The sequence below is a fragment of the Stenotrophomonas maltophilia group sp. SKK55 genome (assembly GCF_057179845.1).
Map to the genome: position 1 here is coordinate 1 of NZ_JBXUHP010000021.1, position 328 is coordinate 328.

The 328-nt window shown below is 57.0% G+C and carries 1 pseudogene; it reads left to right on the forward strand.

The features are described from left to right. A pseudogene (locus AC2A1N_RS13590) lies at positions 1-155 on the forward strand (sodium-independent anion transporter); the annotation flags it as partial. Positions 156-328 lie beyond the last annotated feature (173 nt).

Genomic DNA, 328 nt, shown 5'->3' on the forward strand with positions numbered 1-328 from the left:
TGACCGCCGTTGATGCGCTCGACCGGGTAGTGATGAAGCTGCGCGAGCACGGCGCGACCGTTGAGGTGTTCGGTCTCAACGATGCAAGTGAGACCTTGGTAGACCGCTTGGGAAAGCATCGTACGCCAGGCGCCACACGGTCGTCGGGCCATTGAACAGATGAGCGAAGCGGGCACCGAGGGGTGCCCGCTTCCTTTTCGGCAGTCATCGAGTTGACATATGGCAAGGCAATACTTCGATTATTCTAGATAAATGGTTGCGATGACATGCGTCCCCTGAATGTTCTGTTCCTTTGCACAGGCAACTCGGCGCGCAGCATTCTTGCCGA